The following is a 17354-nucleotide window of genomic DNA, read 5'->3' on the forward strand; positions in this document are numbered from 1 at the left end:
CTATGTATCGGATCGACCGTGTTAATTGTTCCGTCTCATAGAACAGCCATCAACGTCTATCACAATCCTTTCGAATAGATTCTCGTTGTTGCATGATGTGGAACGTACGTTTTGAACGTGAACTGCGTGATGGTGGAATATAATATGGGTAGATATTGAAGGTTCGTATAATACACCACCTTTTTAATTATATTTCGAATCTTCTCCCCATTATTAATGATCGATGATTGCAGTGATGGTTCCCGTCACGGTGTAAGGTAACTAATTACACCACCCGGAAAAGGAAAGGGCTGTTGCTCTCGTCCAATTCCTTCTTGTCACTACCCCCGTAGATGTAGACGAAAACAGATTCAGCGGAGCGATTCGCATCGATCCAGAACTCGCAGTTCGATTGTCGCCTCGACCACGCGAGTCCGTCCGAGGCGGTCCCGTTTAGTAATCGTCCGGCAGTTTGTCCTCTCGCTTGAGTTCCTCTATGATTCGTTCTTCAAGGTTGACCTTCGCAATCTTCCCGACTTCCGTCCGCGGAAGTTCGTCGATGACCTCCAGTCGCTCCGGTCGTTTGAAGACGGCAATGCCACGGTCACTGAGGAACGACTGCAGGTTCTCGAGCGTAAACTCGTCTGTGCTCTCGCGCAGTTCGACGAATGCCGCGGGTCGTTCGCCCAGTCGCTCGTCGGGGATACCGATCACCGCGACGTTCTCGATTGCCTCGTGCTCGATGATTACGTCCTCGAGATCCGGTGCGTAGATGTTCTCTCCGCCGCGGATAATCGTCTCCTTGATTCGACCGTGCACGCGGTATTTTCCGTCGGTATCGACCGAGAGTACGTCCTCGGTGTAGAACCAGCCGTTGTCATCGAAGTTTTCGGCGTTCTCCTCCGGCGTCCGGAAATAGCCGGTGAAATAGCCAGGTCCGCGGACGGAGAGTTCGCCCTGTTCACCCTGTTCGACCTCCGCTTGACGGTCGGTGCCGACGATTCTGACTTCGTCCGCGTCGGGAGCGATGGGACGACCGACGGTGTTCGCCTGTGTATCGACGTCGTCGTCGGGGCGCGTACAGATAAGCGGCCCTTCGGCCATCCCGAAGATGTTGCAAAAGCCGATCCCGTACTCGTCGACCAGTTCGTAGACGACGCGAGGCGGAACTTTCTGTCCGCCGCTGATGAGGGCCTCGAGCGATGACAGGTCGTAGGAGTCTCGGTCGGGATGCTCGAGGATGTCGACGAGTTGCGTCGGGACCGGCAGCGAGTACGTTCCGCCGACATCCTCGATGAGTTGCATCAGTCGGTCTGGTTTGAGCACCGGTTCGACCGCGACCGTCGCTCCCGCCCAGAACGCCGAGCCGACGACGCAACACAGCGAGGCGTTGTGACCGATCGGGACGCTCGGGAAGCCGACCCAGTCGTCTTCGACGCCGACCGCGTCGGCCATCTGCCCCCACTGGAAGACGTAGTCGTTGTGCGTTCGCGGGATTCCCTTCGGAAGCCCCGTCGTCCCGCCGGACAGCAACATAACGCCGGGATCGCTCGGGTTAACGTCGACCGGCGACAGATCCTCGGGTTCGGACGCCGATCGCAGGCTATCGAACGCCGTCCAGTGTTCGGGAAGCTGCTGGTCCTCGCCGGCGACGGCCACGAGCCGTTCCAGATCCGGGTACTCGCCGGCGAACTCGTCAACGAACTCGACGAAATCGAACCCGAGGTCGTACCGCGAACCGGTCGTAACGAACGCCTTCGCGTCGGTTAGTTCGATCACGTGGCGAGCTTCGCTCTCGCGGTGGCGGGGCAACAGCATGACCGGAACGACGCCGAGCCGGGAGCAGGCAAAAAATGCCTCGACGAATTCCACCGTATTGGGAAGCTGGAAGACGACCCTGTCGAGTCGCTCGAGGGTCGTTTCGCGCTGGAGGGACGCGGCGATCCGCGCGGAGTTTTCGGCGAGTTCTGCGTAACTCAGCTCCCTGTCGGGACCGATGAGTGCGGTTCGGTTGGGATGGTGTTCGACTCGCTCGTCGAGTACGGCGTGGAACGGTCGTTCCTTCCAGTGCCCCTCTTCGATGTACGACTCTGCCCGATCGTCCGGAAACGGTACGTAGCCCTCGATCTCCGCTGACGGTAGTTGCATTCACTCACTAGTATTCGGGTATCGGCATTTAATTGCTGTGTTGCTGGGAAGACACGTCCGCCTTACTGAACGAATTTCGCCCTTCAACGTCTTCACCGCGTCCACGGCACGTTCGCGCCCGCCTCTGTGAGCCGCTCCGCGATCGGTACTCCTGCGTTGCGCTACACGAAATAATTAAGAAGCACCGCGGGCCATGTGTAGACGTTATGTGCCCAACGGCGACCATGAGCCAGTGCGACCAGTGTATGCCACGTCCCGACGAGGTGACCGTGTGATGGATGTCTCGGTAATCGGCGGCGGGCCGGGTGGACTCTACGCGGGCATCCTCCTCCAGAGTGCGAATCCCGACTGGGAGATCATCGTCCACGAGCGCAATCCACAGGGCGTTACGTACGGCTGGGGGATCGTCCTGCCGAATCGGACGCTCTCCAACCTGCGGGAGGCTGACAAACCCTCTTACGAAGCCATCGACGAGCGGTCGACCCAATGGGAACCGTTCGACCTCTACTACGGGAACGAGCGTTACCGCTCGTCCGGCCACTCGTTCGCGAGCATGCTGCGGACGGATCTCCTGGAACTCCTCCAGGAACGCTGTCGCGACCTCGGCGTGACGCTCGAGTTCGAGAGCGAGATCGACGACCCCCAGTCGCTGGCCGCGGCGTCAGATCTAGTGATCGGTGCCGACGGAATCCACAGCGAGACGCGGTCCGAATTCGCCGACGAATTTGGCTCCGAGACCATCGACGGCGAGGCCCGCTTCTCTTGGTTCGGAACGGACGCCGACTTCGATGCGCTGAGCCACATCTTCGTGGAGAACGACGACGGGATCTGGTGTGCGCACACGTACCCGGGTGAGGTGAGCACGTTCATCGTCGATTGCGACGCGGAAACGTGGGCGAACGCCGAACTCGATCAGCGCTCCGAAGAGGAGTACCTAGCGTACCTCGAGGACGTCTTCGCGGAGCACCTCGACGGGCACGAACTGCTGTCGCAGGTCGACCGCTGGCAGACGTTCACGACGGTCAGAAACGAGCGCTGGTCGCACGATAACCTCGTTCTGATCGGCGACGCGGCGCACACGGCCCACTACTCGATCGGCTCCGGGACGACGCTGGCGATGGAGGACGCGATCGCACTCGCCGACGCGCTCGACGAGTCGGACGCCGACGTCGGAACGGCCCTCGAGGGCTACGAGCAACAGCGACGACCGATCGCGGAGTCGCTCCAGCGGTCGGGCGAACGGAGCCGGCTTCACTTCGAGGACATCCGCCGGTTCTACGGCTTCGACGGGGTCCAGTTCGTGCTCCACCACCTCACCCGCTCGGGCCGGATCACCTACGACAGCATGTCACGGCGGGATCCGGACCTCGTCGAGGAGTTCGAACGATGGTTCGCCGCGAACTCACCCGGCGGCGCGGCGATTCCCGAACAGGCCGATCCCGCTCCGCCGGCGACCCGACCGCTGGAACTGCGCGATCTCACGCTCCCGAATCGAGCCGTTCGGGTCGCCGAGCAGACGTTCAACGCTCGAGACGGCCGACCGACGGACGCACAGCTGGCCGCCGTTCGCGAACGGAGCAATGACGGCGCCGGACTGACGATGACCGAGCCGCTCGCCGTGTCCGAAGACGGTCGGATCACACTCGGGAGTCCCGGACTGTACAGCGACGATCACGCCAGCGCCTGGCAGGAGACGATCGCGTCGGCAGACTCTCCAGTCGGATCGACGCTCGTCCACACCGGGACGAACGGTGCCCGCCAAACGCAGCCGTTCGGCCTCGAGGGACCGATTCCCCGAAACGAGTCGTGGGCGCCTCGAGTAACCGAGCAGTACTCGAACGCGCCGCGTACGTACGCGCCGGATCGGTTGCAAGACGAGGATCTCGAGCGAATCGAACGGGAGTTCGTCGACGCCGCGCGGCGAGCGGACGACGCCAGTTTCGACTACCTCCAGTTGCAACTCGGCAATGGCTACCTGCTCGGCTCGTTCCTCTCGCCGCTCACCAACGACCGAATCGACGAGTACGGCGGCGACCTCGAGAGTCGATTGCAGTTCCCGCTCGAGGTCGTTGACGCGGTTCGCGACGTCTGGCCGGACTCGAAGCCGCTGGGTGCGGTCGTCCAGGCGACCGACTGGGCTGCAGACGGTCTCACGCTCGAGGATTCGTTCGCCGTCGGACGTGTGCTTTCCGACCGCGGCGTCGACGTCCTCGCGCCGGTTGCAGGCGGCGTCTCAGACAACCAGCACCGCGGCGACGTTCACGGGCTAGCCAACTTCAGCGACGAACTTCGGAACGAAGTCGGGCTTCCCACGATAGCGACGGTTCAAGCGACGACGCCGGACGAGGTCAATACGCTCGTCGGAACCAGCCGTGCCGATCTCTGTACGTACTACGGATCGATCGACGAGCTCTAACCGTCCCTCACAAGATCATTGAGAGCGAGAAAATCTGCGTAGCTCACGTGTCGGCTTCACAATCGTTTTGTCGATCGGCCTCGAACGTCGGTGTATGTATCGTATTGTCCAGGCAATCGACGACGAAGTCGATCGGTCACTCGATCAGGCACAGACGATCATCGACCTCGCGGCGGATTCGGAGTCAGTCACCGTCGTCATCACGCACGGCTTCGAGTTCAAGGGACCGGATGACGAACTCACCGACCTCGAGTCGGTTCAACGGGTGACGGATCGCTTCGACGAACACGGTGTCACGTACGAACTGCGAGGCGAACAGGCGGAGCCAGCAGCGTTCGTCCTCGAGACCGCCGACGAGATCGACGCCGATCTGATCTGCGTCGGCGGTCGGACTCGAAGCCCCGTCGGAAAGGTGCTCTTCGGAAGCGTCTCCCAGCAGATCATCCTTGAGGCCGATCTCCCCGTCCTCGTCGCCGAGCGATCGACGGCCGACACGGGCGAGTAAGACCGAGTCGTCGTTTCGCCTTGGTAGATGGTGGGAGAGCGGAATCGATACCGGCGTTTCGTCCCGATTTAGGTACCTCGATCAGACAATTATTTATACGGGGACTCGGAATGCTATGTTAGAACATGCTCAAGGGAAGTTTTTGGTATCCAAACAGCTGGAAGCACGCGATACTGTTCGCGGCGGTGTGCGCGATGGTCATATTACACCAGAGCGAACTGTTCGGGCTCTACGATTCAACGACGATACTCTTCGGGTGGATCCCGGCACAGATCGCCTACGACATGGCGTTCAACGTGGTCGGTTTCGGTATCCTCATCGTGATGTACTACCTCGCACCGACGGCACCGGAGCGATACGAATCGGAGGGGAAGTCGGAATGATCTCGACGACGAACGCACTCATCCTTGGAATCACGGCCGTCTACCTGCTACTCGTCGTCGCCGTCGGCGCCGCGGCGTCCCGAATCACGGGCGATTCCAGGGAGGACTTCCTCATGGCGAGCCGGTCGTTCGGCACGGTCGTCCTCCTCTTCGCGTTGTTCGCGACGAACATGACGTCCGTCGTCATGATCGGCGCTCCGGGCCTCGCGTACTCGACCGGCGTCAGCGCGTACGGTTTCTTCGTGTCGCTGTTCGCGTTCCTCTTCCCGGTCTTCCTGATGACGTTCGGATATCGGATCTGGATCGTCGGAAAAGAGTTCGGCCACATTACCCCGGGACAGATCTTCAATCACCGGTGGGAATCTGACAACCTCGGGCTTCTCGTGATGGTTGTCTTTACCATCTGGACGATTCCGTACATCCTCGTCGGCGTACAGGGCGGCGGGATCGTGTTCGAATCCCTCACCGGCGGGTTGATTCCCTACTGGCTCGGCGCGTTGATCACGATCGTCGTCGTCGGGATGTACGTCTACCCCGGCGGCATGCGCGGGACCGGGTGGACGAACACGTTCCAGGGAATGGTGTTCATGGTGGTCCTGTTTGCGTTCTTCCTCTACGTCCCGTTCCGAATCGGCGGATTCGGCGCGGCGACCGACGCCGTCGCACAAATCGATGGTGGCGTTTTCCTCAACCGTGAGGGGCTACCGCCGTACGAGACGCGGATGTACTTCTCACAGGGGATGATCGTCGCGTTGGGGGCGTTCATGTTCCCGCACCTGATTCTCCGGTATATGACAGCTCGGTCGTTTACGACACTCAAGCAGACGTCGGTCATCTACCCGGTCGCCGTCCTGTTGGTCTGGGTCCCCACCGTGATGCTCGGCTTCTGGGGAATCGCACAGATCCCCAACCTTGAGAACCCGGACTTCATCCTTCCGGAACTCGTATTCGAGTTCTTCCCGACTTGGGCGGTCGGGCTCGCCCTCGCGGGTATCCTGGCGGCGATGATGTCGAGCATCGACGGCCAGGTTCTCACGCTGAGCACGTTCTTCGGCGAAGACGTGCTCCGGAAGTTCTGGGACGACGTCACCGACGCGAAGGTCGTCTGGTACACCCGAATCTTCCTGATCGTTATCTTCGTTCTCGCGTACATCGGCGCGCTCCTCACCTCTGATACCGTCGTCGACACGGCGACGTTCGCGTTCGCCGGGTACGGGCTATTGTTCGTGCCGATGGCCGCAGCGTTCTACTGGCGGAATTCAACCAAAGCCAGCATTTACGCTGGCGTCATATACGGTTTCGTCGGTATCTGGTCGTTCGAATTCGGTCCCTTGCCACCGGAAGTCGCCGGATTCCATCCGTTCGTTCTGATACTGATCACACAGATCCTGCTGATGGCCGTCGTCGCACTGGTGACCCAGCCGCCGTCGGAAGAGCGGATCGACGAGTACGAGGAGTGCTTCGAAGACGTCTGGTAACATCTTCTGCGCTCCGTATTCTACGGCAGTGTCTAGTTACTTGACTTCGCACCTTATGCTGGTAGAGCGCGTAGAGACAGCGTTGAACGCTGATGCTCCCTGTAACGTCATTCCTGTCATGCACTGAGCCAATCGACCAGTTAGCGTGTTTCTCGACGAGGCAGAAACATCACTCCAAGACTTACGTCACAGGTCTTGTTGCGGCCAGCAACAAGACCGTTCAAGGGATCTCGAACCACGTTCTCCCGGCGAAAAGCGAGCGCGCCCTGAACAAGTTCCTCACCGAGTACGACTGGGACGAAGACCAACTCAACAAAGAACGTCTAGCCCTTCTCCAACAGGCCAACGACACGAAGTGGAGCAGTGAAGGTGTCGTCATCATCGACGACACCTTCACGCACAAAACTGGCGAGCAAATACCGAACGTCGGAAAATTCTACGACCACACTGTCCCCGGCTATATCTGGGGTCAGAATCTGATTTACGCACTCTATGCTGACGAGAAAACGACGTATCCACTTGGCTTTCGTCTCTACGAAAAAGACGCACAGCGACGTATTGAGTTGGCTATCGAACTTGTCGATGAACTTATCGAGATAGGTGTCCCGGCGGACACCTATCTCTTCGACATGAGCTACTGTTCCGAGGAATTCGTCTCACACCTCGAAACCCATAGCAAAGAGTGGGTTTCAGCCGTCAAAAGCGATGCACGCGTCGTGTACGGGGGTGAGCGAATCCGTGTTGATGTGCTCTGCCAGCGCATCGACACAGTTCCACGCACGATCGACGGCGAAACCTACCACATCTGGACACAGAAGCGCGACGTGAGCCGTCTTGGTGAGGTGAAGCTGCTGATCACGAAGAAAGAATCCAGAAACGAGGGCGAAGAACCGAGCGTGAAGTACATCGTCTCGAACAAAATCGATGCGCCAGCGAGCCATCTCATCGAGTTGTACGCGATGAGATGGCGAGTGGAGACGTTCTTCAGGGACACCAAGCAGGATCTTGGTTTTGGAGACTGCGAGCTCCGACATGTCGCAGGTGCCAGTGGAGACTGGCACCTGCTGATGTTGGCCTACAGTCTCCTCAAGCTCGGTGCTGCACATAGCGCCGTTGGAACGATCCTCGAACGAGCAACCTCACTCCGCAACGATATCAAACGATCCTTCCGCGAAAGCGTTCACAATCTCCTGTCTTGGGCACTCAACAGTCCAAACCGTAGTACCGACGATCTAATGCACCAGATCGAAGGCATGTTCGTCTAATGTGCGAAGCCAAGAAACTAGACAGTGCCCTCAATTGCATCACCTCAACTAGAACAGCAGTCACTTTCAATGTCGACCCAGACGGATTAAGATATTACTTTGGTAACATTCTAGTCACAACTTGAGGAGTTTTGCACGACAGTTCGACAAGCGATAATATCGTTAGAATTTTCTACTCATATTGTTGCCGGATATAGTGGATTACATCGACGAGGCCTCTGTCGAAGAGTTGCAAAATCCCCTCGACAATATGGAAAGAAAAGAAGCCGACACAACGGTTTTTAGAGGCAACAATGTACAAAAGCGGCGTCACACAGACTGAACTAGCCGGGTGGTACGACGTTCAGCGACAGACAATTTATAGCTGGTTCACGCAACTTGACACCGATGAGTCGCTTGAGTAAGCTGTTACTAACTCCGACATATCTGGGAAAATTAAAACTAATAAGAAGATAATAAGATTGATTCAAAGAAACCATCCACGGGTCTCATGAGGTCATCGGTCTTGGCGCGCCAGCGCTCGCCCAGCAGTATCTCGACGAAACCTACGATGTGGGATACTCAATCCCAAGTTGTCGGCGAGAAGTGGAATTGAGGTATCAAAAACTACGCTGTACACCGCCGAATCTGACGCTGACGAGCAAGAGACGTTCCGTGACAATCTCGCCTTCGTCACGTTACCGGCGTACTCTCTGGAACTAAATCCGATTGAGGAGTACTGGGGACAACTACAAACAGCTCTCGGCACCGATTTTTTGAATCACTTTCTAAGCTTCCACCAGTGATCGATAACGCCCTCGGCTAACTTCAGGTCATAGTATGAGTGATTATTTCTAATGTATAATATAGTTACTTGTCTTCTCACATTGACTTACAGTCATCTTATGATTAAAAAGTTATCTCGTAGAAAAGTATATCTCTCTTACAACCGCATTTAAATCACGAGAAGGCGTTACCGGACGTGCCAGGGTCAAAATTCCGCGTCTGGTGATTCCTGCCTAACAGCAGGATCCGCACCTTTCATGCGAGCTATGTGAATTATTACTTCACCCTTGAACGCCCGGTCAAATATACGCACCACGGTCGCTTAGTCTCATCAAAATGAGTTTTATTGGAATATATGGGAAAAGAACTAAACAGCATTATGAATGTTAGATATCATACAATGACTTGATTGCTCACTTTGGAATCGCAATAATCAATATTCCGACAATAGAGAAGACGACCTGTGAACTGGCGAGAGCTACCCGGTGATTGACTCGCGTAAGCACTGGGAGCGGGCGTGTCGAGTTCAATCCGTACGAGAGGACAAAGACACCTATAACGACGAATATCGCCGCCCACAGGGAGTCTAGAGACCGGCTATCAGTGACTAACGCAGGGTTGTAGACGAACGCGAACGGGAGTGCGAACACGGGTGCCGAGATCTTGATCGCTTCCAAACAACTCCGCCAAAAGTTTGATTCCGCGATCCCGCTCGCGATGACAATCGCTGGGGCAATCGGTGGTGTAATCGCCGCAAGAATGGCAAAGTAAAGTACGAAGAAGTGCGCGGAAAGTTCGGGAATACCAAACGTGATGAGATTCGGTGCGACCAACAGCGCGACGACGAGGTACGAAGCACTAGTCGGCATTCCCATTCCCAGGATGATGCAGAGAATCATCGTCAACACCAACAAGATGGCCAGAACGCCACCGGAGAGGTCAATGAGCGCGAACGACAACGTCGCTGGCAGTCCGGTAGTGAACAGGGTATCGACCAACAGTCCGATGGCTGCGACGACGATCGTCAGTGGAGCGAGCGTATGGAGTCCATCGTACATTCCGCCCGCTAGTTTCTCGACTGCGTTGTGTCCAGATGCTCGTAGCGATGTACCGCCCGAATAATGGTTGTCAATCACGGTGAACGCACAGCCGGTAAGGACCATCACGCCTGAGGCGTACATCCCCGCTCGCATGACCGTGGTCTGAACGTACGCGAGATAATAGAACAACACCGCTAACGGGAGTACGAATTGCACAACCTCGAACGCGGTGTATAGAACCGATCGCGACTGACGATCAGCATCAATCCACTCCCCAAGCTCCGGAACTCGTTCGATCAAGGTTTCCCTGTCACTCGAGACGCTGACATCATTTTTCCGATCGATCTGGTAGACTGAGATGGCAATTGTCATATAGAATATTAGCGCGGGGACGGTCGCAGCGACGAAGATGTCGACCAAGGGGCGAGCGAGTATGTCCGCCATGAGAAACGCCGCGACACCCATTACCGGCGGCAGAATTTGGCCACCCGTCGAGGCCACCGATTCGATCGCTGCTGCTTGCTGTTTCTTGATGCCGGTGCTCTTCAGCACTGGTATCGTGAACGAACCCGTGATCGATGTATTGGCGAGGGCACTTCCGTTGATCGAGCCGATTAGCATGCTGCTGATGACTGCCATCTGTGCAATGCCCGATTCGATGTACTTCGGCACCCAGAACGAGAGGTGAATGATTAGTCCGAAGCCGCCGAACAATCGAATGAGCCCGGCGAGCAACAGGAACGGTGCGACCATCGTCCCCATTACTTGTGTGAGGTCTCCGTAAACGCCCTGTATACCGAGCATCCCGACCTCGAGCCCACGTTCGTAACTCAGGCCAGCGTGAGAGAACCACGACGGAAACAGGGTACCGAACTGGCTGTAGACGATGACCGCAACGATCATCGACGCGAATCCGAGTCCGTACGCGTCGTAGGTCAGGTATATGATTGATGTGATAAATGCGGTTGCGACGACGTAATCGAGTGTCGTGGAGTAGCCGACCCTGACCGACTACAATTCCTGAAAATTCTAGATTATGTATGCGGTCGTCACGACACCGATTATGAGCGATAGCGTGAGCAGTACGAGGCGCCGCTGCTGTCCGTCTTCGGCCGCCTCAGCGATTGTTTCTATACAGTAGACCGTGAGCGCGAAGCCAAGAACGATGACACCGAACATCGCCTGGGAAATTTGCCACTGCAAGGTATGCTAGGTGACGAACCCCAAAACAGAATTACGAGCGCGTAGACGACCGACGTGGCGTCTACTTGCCGTGCGATCCTGTTAGGAGACTCCATGAGACGAATAAACATTATCCGTATTGGTACTCATTACTACCCTCATTCAAGAACGTTTCTATCCGACAACCGCTCAAGGGGAGCCAACGTTCCACTCGTCCGTTTCGGTGCCACGGTCTTCGAACACGTTTGCAGCACCTGGATGAACGGGAAGTTCGTCGAGGAATCCACTGTGGAGATTATCGTCCTCGTCGTCAAGGATGGAGCCGTACGCTTCCTGAACTTCGGCCCAGTTGTCGAACCAAACTTCGACTGCGTGCTCGGCCAGATCCTCGGAAACGTGGTCCGCGAACACGATGTTTGCGACGTCAGTCCACGCGAGCACTTCGTCTATATCGTCGAAGGGGTCCGGAGAGATCATCTGGACTTCCGGCGATGGAAGGCCCTCAACGGCTGCTTGCTGATCGTCACTCATCGTTAGTGGTTCGACATCGACGCGGCTTTCGAGATCTTGCATTCCGCCGGAGAGACTCGTGCCCAACAGCGTGGTGTAAGCACCACAGGCGTCTACTCGTCCCTCATCGAGTGCAGAGCCGAAGTCGCTGAGGGGGATATCTCGATAGTCGTATTCGTCATAGATGCCAAGTTCTTCAAAGATTGTCTCTGTCAATTGGTAAAGGGCGGAGCCGGATCCGAACGTCGTTATTGTCTCGTCGACGAGATCGTCATACGTTTCGATATCGCTGTCAGTTCTCGTGAGCATAAAACACTCAGACGATGTCGTAGAGAACCCAAGATAAGCGGAGTTGTCCGGCGCCTCGTCTGCGAACGGTCCGCGTTCTTCGACGGCATCAAAATGAATGTTGTTTTATAGTATTGCGATATCATACGTCTCGCCGAGTTGCCGGGCGTTGGCAACTTGTCCATCAGAAGCCTGTGCGGAAACTTCGATCTGGTCGCTGTGATCCCGGAGCACACTCTGTAGCGCTTGGCCGATAGAGAAACTCGTCGTCTCCTGTTCGCTTGTTCCCATCAGCCAGCTCTCACCGTTGTCGCCGCCCATACATCCCGCAATCGCAGTCGTTCCGACTGCCGCAGCATTGACGAGATACTGTCGTCGGCTCTTCGTAGTGTTAGTCATGATTAATCTTGCGATACTTTACCATGTATAGAGTATACTTATATATTTTTTCTATTCTGTGGACTTCGGTGAGTTCGGGTCGGTACACCCGAAGTCTATCGAGTGTGATCGATTGGATGTCCTCAAATATTACGTGGCACTCGTCACACTGCATCACAACTTGAGTCCGCCGAAAAATCCACGGCTCGAGCGATTCGATTACTGCTCTAACCATCTGTTCCTCGTGCTGAGTCCGGAGAGCACACGGGGATTTACTGTGAGTAAATACGGTAGTTTCGATCTTCTCTCTGTCATCGACTGTGGAAATTACATCAGTATGGGCGTAAATCTTTGGCAGTGAAATCATCGAGCAGAGCCTACCGCGTTCAATCATTTGTGAAACACCCGAAATCGGGTGTTTCAGCCCCCTTCAAGTCAAACCTACACATTTACAGCTGGTAAATGATTAGGGACGATTGCACGGGAGAGTGGAATAACACGTCGGTTCCTACTCGAGCAATTTTCAATCGCACCGCAATGAGGGGCTGAACGCACTTTTATGGTAGCAAAAATCGCGTAATTGTCATCAATTGTCCCATCAACAGGAACTCCGCATGAAGTTGTCGATAGTCAACGTCGTTCACCAGCAGTAAAAAATATTCGCTCCTTCTCTTCGATTACGACTAGTTCACGACCCCGTCGTCAAGTAATCGCTCGACCATCGACTTCTCGAAGCCGAACTCGGCAAGTACTTCCGACGTGTGTTCACCGAGTTCGGGTGCAACGTCTTCGACTTCTCCGGGTGTCTCGGAGAATTTGACCGGCGGTCCGGTCGCGATCACCTCGGATCCGTCGACGTCATCAACTCGCCGGAGCGTTCCACGTTCGTGAAGATGTTCATCGTGTGCCGCCTGTTCGACCGTTTGGAGTTCGGCTGCCGGAACACCGGCCGCAACCAGTTGTGCTATCAGTTCCTGCCTATCAAACGAGCGGAATTCGTTCTCGAGTACTTCTGTGAGTTCCTCTCGATTCTCGAGACGCTTGTCGTTCGTTTTGAATCGGGGGTCGTCGATCCAGTCGTCCCGATCGATCGCGTGCGCGAATCGCTCCCAGAGACCCTGGAACGGCGTCGCGAGATAGATCGGGTTCGTACCGGTTTCGAAGGCGCCAGACGGCGCATAGCTATCCCACGCGTGACCCTGACGCTGTGGTACTTCGCCGGTCATACTGTACTGTGTATACCAGTTCCCCAGATACGTCGCCGCGGTATCGATAAGGCTGGTCTCGATCTTCTGCCCGGTTCCGGTTTGTTGGACGTGCCAGAGCGCCAGCACCATCGAAAAGGCGGCGTACGTTCCCGTCCCCGAATCGATCGTTGGCGCACCGATACGTGATGGTTTACGATCGGGTTCGCCGGTCGTCCACATCATGCCGGATACCGCCTGCGCGAGCGGATCTATTCCTGGCCGGTCGCGGTACGGACCGTCCTCGCCGTAGCCGGTAACAGAACAGTAGACAAGCTGTGGGTTGATCTCTGCGAGGGTTTCGTAGTCACAGCCGAGGTCGGTCATCTTTCCCGGTCGGTTGTTGTGGATGAGCGCATCAGCGTCTTCGACCAGTCGGTGGAGCACGGCCGTCCCCTCGTCAGATTTGAGGTCGACGACGATCGACCGCTTGTTGCGGCTGACGTTCGGAAACGCAGATCCTTCGGCGAGCCGACGTTCCGTCGCGCCACCCGGTGGTTCGACAGAAATCACATCTGCACCGAAATCCGCGAGAAGGGTCGCAGCAGTCGGTCCAGCTACCCCTTGGGAGAGGTCCAGTACGGTCGTCGCTGTAAGCGGTGTCTCAGCCATACACGATATCGTCTGCCATCAGATAAAACGGTTTGGGAACTGGTATCTGTTGTCGTTGCGACTGGCTGCGCTTCGCTCGGAGCGTGAATCGGGGGGCGACCTTGGCGTCCGTTCTCGAGTGCCCCGAGTGCCGCAAGGAGAGGACGGTACCGATCGGTCCGCGAGACCGCGTTGCGCGTTCCGCCGAATCAGCCGTCGTGGACGATCTCGTCGCCGACCAGTCGTTCGATCGCGTCGTCGTCGAATCCGAACTCCGCCAGGACGTCTCGAGAGTGTTCGCCGAGCGACGGTGGCCCGCGCTCGATGCGGCCGGGCGTCTCCGAGAGGGAAACGGGCGTCGCCGTGGCCGTGACCTCGGAACCGTCGACGTCTTCGATCTCCTGTAACGTTCCCCGTTCGTGTAGGTGCTCGTCGCGCGCTGCTTCCGCGACCGTTTTGAGTTCCGACGCAGGAACGCCCGCCTCGATGAGCAGATCGAGGAGTTCGTCTCGCTCGTAGTCGGCGAATTCGGACTCGAGTTCCGCGGCGAGTTCGGCTCGATTCTCGGCTCGGTCGTCCCCGGTTTCGAATCGGGGATCGTCGATCCACTCCGGTCGGTCGACGGCCTCCGCCACCCGCTCCCAGAGATGCTGGAACGGCGTCGAGAGGTAGATCGGATCGGTTCCCGTCTCGAAGACGCCCGACGGCGCGTAGAGCTCCCAGGAGTGTCCCTGGCGCTGTGGCTGTTCGCCCGTCTTGTCGTAGAGGGTGTACCAGTGGCCCATGAACGCGGCCGCGGTGTCGAACAGGGAGGCTTCGATCTTCTGTCCCTCGCCGGTTGCTCTGGCATGACGGAGTGCGGGCCAGATCGCAAACGCCGCGTAGATCCCGGTTCCGATGTCGATCGTCGACGCGCCGATACGCGACGGTTTGCGATCGGGTTCGCCAGTCGTCCACATGAGACCGGACATCGCCTGCGCGAGGGGATCGAATCCGGGGCGGTCGCGGTACGGACCGTCCTCGCCGTAGCCGGTGACGGAACAGTAGACGAGTTGCGGATTGACCGCCGAGAGCGTCTCGTAATCGCAGCCGAGATCGGTCATCTTCCCCGGCCGGTTGTTGTGAATGAGGACGTCTGCATCCTCGACTAGTCGATGGAGCACGTCAGTGCCGTCATCGGTTTTCAGATCGACGACGATCGACCGCTTGTTCCGGCCGAAGTTCGGCATCGTCGATCCCCCGCCGTACTCCCGTTCGGAGCCGCCACCCGGTGGTTCGATGGAGATCACGTTTGCACCGAAGTCTGCGAGTAACACGCCCGCACACGGCGCAGCGACTGCCTGTGACAGATCGAGAACGGTAATGTCCGCTAAGGGCTTTTCGCGCATACTCGATGGGAGCATGCCAGATGCCAAAACGTTTTGGATTGGACGGTCACTATCGTTCGATGACCGTTCGCGTGAAAAGAGTGGTTCAAAACGGACTGGGGTGCCAATTTCGGCCCAGTCAGGGCTCGATAAGATGGCAGGCGAGAGAAGCGAACGAAACGGGTCGCGTGTTACTTCGTCTCGAGGAGCGTGTCGATCTTCTCGTCTTCGTACCCGTACTCGGAGAGCACCGCTCGCGTATCGGCGCCGACTTCGTGCGGACCGTGTTCGACTTCGGGCGGCGTCTCGGAGAACCGAGCGGGACAGGTGGTGGCGATCACGTCCGAACCGTCCACGTCCTCGACGTACTGGAGCATCCCGCGCTCGTGGAGGTGCTCGTCGTGGGCGGCCTCCGCGACCGTCCCTAGATAGTAGTCGGTCATGGCGTTGTTTCCTCTGGAGTCTGAATGCGTGAAGCGGAAAGACATCGCTACGGACTTGCAGCCACGGCTGACCGTGGTCAGCCGGGCTGCGATTCCAATTCTCCTGTTCCTTCGCATCCAAGGTCCGTCACCCTCACGTGCTCTGTTGCGCATGTCATGGATCGACCTTTGGGGCTCCATGTCATACATTCACGCTCCAGTGACTTTAACGGGATTCTCATGGAGTCACCCTCGTGGTAATCGTTCCATGACACCCTCTGCCAGGACCTACGTGCCGTCCGCAGATTACGACGCGTGGGTCCCGGAGAACGTGCCATTCGCAGAGATCACCATCAAGCCTGCTGGCGGTGAGACGTTAGTCCTGCCGCCACCACCAGCCGATCCTATCGGTCGTTGACTCGATGCGGAACACTGAGCAAACAAGTTGTACAGGGTGAGACGAGAATTGCGGCGCCCTCAACTCGGGTATCGGGGTTTAAAAGTCGATCTCCATCCCGTCCTCGGCCACGACGACCTCACCATCGAATGCGTCCTCTGCGCGACTCCGGAGCACCGCGAGATCCCTGTCGGGTAACAGGTGGGTCAGCACCAGTTGATCGACGCCGGCGGTGGACGCGAGCCACCCCGCGTCCTCGGGATCGCAGTGATTCTGCTTGTGTTTGCGCATTCGCTCGTCCCTAGATGGTCGCTGCTCGTCCGCTTGGTGGGACTCATTCGAATCATCGGCTGGCGGGCCGATACAGCAGTCCTGCACCAGGACGTCTGCGTCCGATGCGAACTCAGCTAGTTCGGGAATGCGACGTGTGTCGCCGGAGATGACACAGGATTTGCCGGTGGACGGCTCCTCGAACCGGTAGGCGTACGTCTCAATCGAGTGTTCAACGGGGAGAGCAGTGATCGACACCCCGTCGGTCGAGACCGAGAGCTCTTCGGTCGTCTGCACTGCGTTGATGTTCTCGATCCCGTCGTCGGAGGCGGCGAACCACTTTCGGTACTCGATGTCCTCCTCGTAGAGTTCGTAGAACCCCTCAAGGAATTCCGCCGTTCCAGACGGGCCGTAGACGGTGAGCCGCTCGCGGCCGTAGGACCAACTACCGAGCAGGAATTCAAAGAAATCCGCGTTGTGATCGATGTGGTGGTGGGTGAAAAACAGGTGTTCGAGCGTCTTCGGGTCGATCCCGCTCTCCAGCAACCGGAGGACTGTCAGCGGACCACAGTCGATCAAAATCGTCTCGTCGCCGTTCGAAATGGTCTGGCTCGTTCCACCACGGTCGATGCGGGGCATTGGACTGCCTGTACACAGTAATGTGAGTTTCACAGTACTGGATGAAGACTGCGCTGGCGATAAAGATTAGGATTACACAAAGCAGTC

General features: G+C 57.3%; 14 protein-coding genes and 2 pseudogenes. 7 read left to right on the forward strand and 9 right to left on the reverse strand.

The window, feature by feature from the left end; genetic code table 11:
• Positions 1-432 precede the first annotated feature (432 nt).
• The gene (locus tag QNM96_RS17265) at positions 433-2127 is read right to left on the reverse strand and encodes an AMP-binding protein (protein ID WP_283837906.1); all 1695 of its coding nucleotides are present in this window, start codon (positions 2125-2127) and stop codon (positions 433-435) included.
• A 274-nt stretch (positions 2128-2401) separates the two neighbouring features.
• Between QNM96_RS17265 and QNM96_RS17270 the strand changes: the two genes are divergently transcribed.
• The 6 genes and pseudogenes from QNM96_RS17270 (at position 2402) to QNM96_RS17295 (ending at position 8979) form a co-directional block, all read left to right on the forward strand.
• Positions 2402-4543 (forward strand): FAD-dependent monooxygenase, encoded by a 2142-nt coding sequence (locus QNM96_RS17270; RefSeq protein WP_283837908.1) that lies wholly within the window; start codon positions 2402-2404, stop codon positions 4541-4543.
• A 94-nt stretch (positions 4544-4637) separates the two neighbouring features.
• Complete coding sequence (locus tag QNM96_RS17275) at positions 4638-5048, forward strand: universal stress protein (RefSeq protein WP_283837909.1); 411 nt, start codon at positions 4638-4640, stop codon at positions 5046-5048.
• Positions 5049-5242: 194 nt separating this feature from the next.
• Complete coding sequence (locus tag QNM96_RS17280) at positions 5243-5431, forward strand: hypothetical protein (RefSeq protein ID WP_283837910.1); 189 nt, start codon at positions 5243-5245, stop codon at positions 5429-5431.
• Positions 5428-6909 carry a sodium:solute symporter family protein gene (locus tag QNM96_RS17285; protein ID WP_283837911.1) on the forward strand — a complete coding sequence of 494 codons (1482 nt, stop codon included), beginning with the start codon at positions 5428-5430 and terminating at the stop codon, positions 6907-6909. Before QNM96_RS17280 ends, QNM96_RS17285 begins: the two co-directional genes overlap by 4 nt.
• A 92-nt stretch (positions 6910-7001) precedes the next feature.
• Positions 7002-8174 (forward strand): IS701 family transposase, encoded by a 1173-nt coding sequence (locus QNM96_RS17290; protein ID WP_283837912.1) that lies wholly within the window; start codon positions 7002-7004, stop codon positions 8172-8174.
• Positions 8175-8370: 196 nt separating this feature from the next.
• A pseudogene (locus QNM96_RS17295) lies at positions 8371-8979 on the forward strand (transposase).
• A gap of 373 nt (positions 8980-9352) precedes the next feature.
• Here the strand turns inward: QNM96_RS17295 and QNM96_RS17300 are convergent.
• The 7 genes and pseudogenes from QNM96_RS17300 to QNM96_RS17330 form a co-directional block, all read right to left on the reverse strand.
• A pseudogene (locus QNM96_RS17300) lies at positions 9353-10972 on the reverse strand (TRAP transporter fused permease subunit); the annotation flags it as partial.
• Between the two features lie 36 nt (positions 10973-11008).
• Positions 11009-11182 (reverse strand): hypothetical protein, encoded by a 174-nt coding sequence (locus QNM96_RS17305; RefSeq protein ID WP_283837913.1) that lies wholly within the window; start codon positions 11180-11182, stop codon positions 11009-11011.
• 168 nt (positions 11183-11350) lie between these two features.
• Entirely contained in the window at positions 11351-12079 is a 729-nt protein-coding gene (locus QNM96_RS17310; RefSeq protein ID WP_283837968.1) for a TAXI family TRAP transporter solute-binding subunit, read from the reverse strand.
• Between the two features lie 6 nt (positions 12080-12085).
• On the reverse strand, positions 12086-12358 hold the full coding sequence (locus QNM96_RS17315) for a hypothetical protein (RefSeq protein WP_283837914.1): 273 nt from the start codon (positions 12356-12358) through the stop codon (positions 12086-12088).
• Positions 12359-13020: 662 nt separating this feature from the next.
• Positions 13021-14193, reverse strand: coding sequence for a CoA transferase (locus tag QNM96_RS17320; protein WP_283837915.1), 1173 nt, complete (start codon positions 14191-14193; stop codon positions 13021-13023).
• Between the two features lie 188 nt (positions 14194-14381).
• Positions 14382-15560 carry a CoA transferase gene (locus QNM96_RS17325; protein ID WP_283837916.1) on the reverse strand — a complete coding sequence of 393 codons (1179 nt, stop codon included), beginning with the start codon at positions 15558-15560 and terminating at the stop codon, positions 14382-14384.
• A gap of 170 nt (positions 15561-15730) precedes the next feature.
• Positions 15731-15982: a CoA transferase gene (locus QNM96_RS17330; protein WP_283837917.1), complete on the reverse strand. Its 252-nt coding sequence runs from the start codon at positions 15980-15982 to the stop codon at positions 15731-15733.
• A 247-nt stretch (positions 15983-16229) separates the two neighbouring features.
• On the opposite strand from QNM96_RS17330, the gene QNM96_RS17335 reads away from it, so the two are divergent.
• The gene (locus tag QNM96_RS17335) at positions 16230-16379 is read left to right on the forward strand and encodes a hypothetical protein (RefSeq protein WP_283837918.1); all 150 of its coding nucleotides are present in this window, start codon (positions 16230-16232) and stop codon (positions 16377-16379) included.
• Between the two features lie 78 nt (positions 16380-16457).
• Here QNM96_RS17335 and QNM96_RS17340 read toward each other — a convergent pair whose 3' ends face one another.
• On the reverse strand, positions 16458-17267 hold the full coding sequence (locus QNM96_RS17340; protein ID WP_283837919.1) for an MBL fold metallo-hydrolase: 810 nt from the start codon (positions 17265-17267) through the stop codon (positions 16458-16460).
• Between the last annotated feature and the right edge of the window lie 87 nt (positions 17268-17354).

The organism is Halostagnicola sp. A-GB9-2 (assembly GCF_030068615.1).
In the GTDB taxonomy this organism is placed as follows: Archaea; Halobacteriota; Halobacteria; order Halobacteriales; family Natrialbaceae; genus Halostagnicola.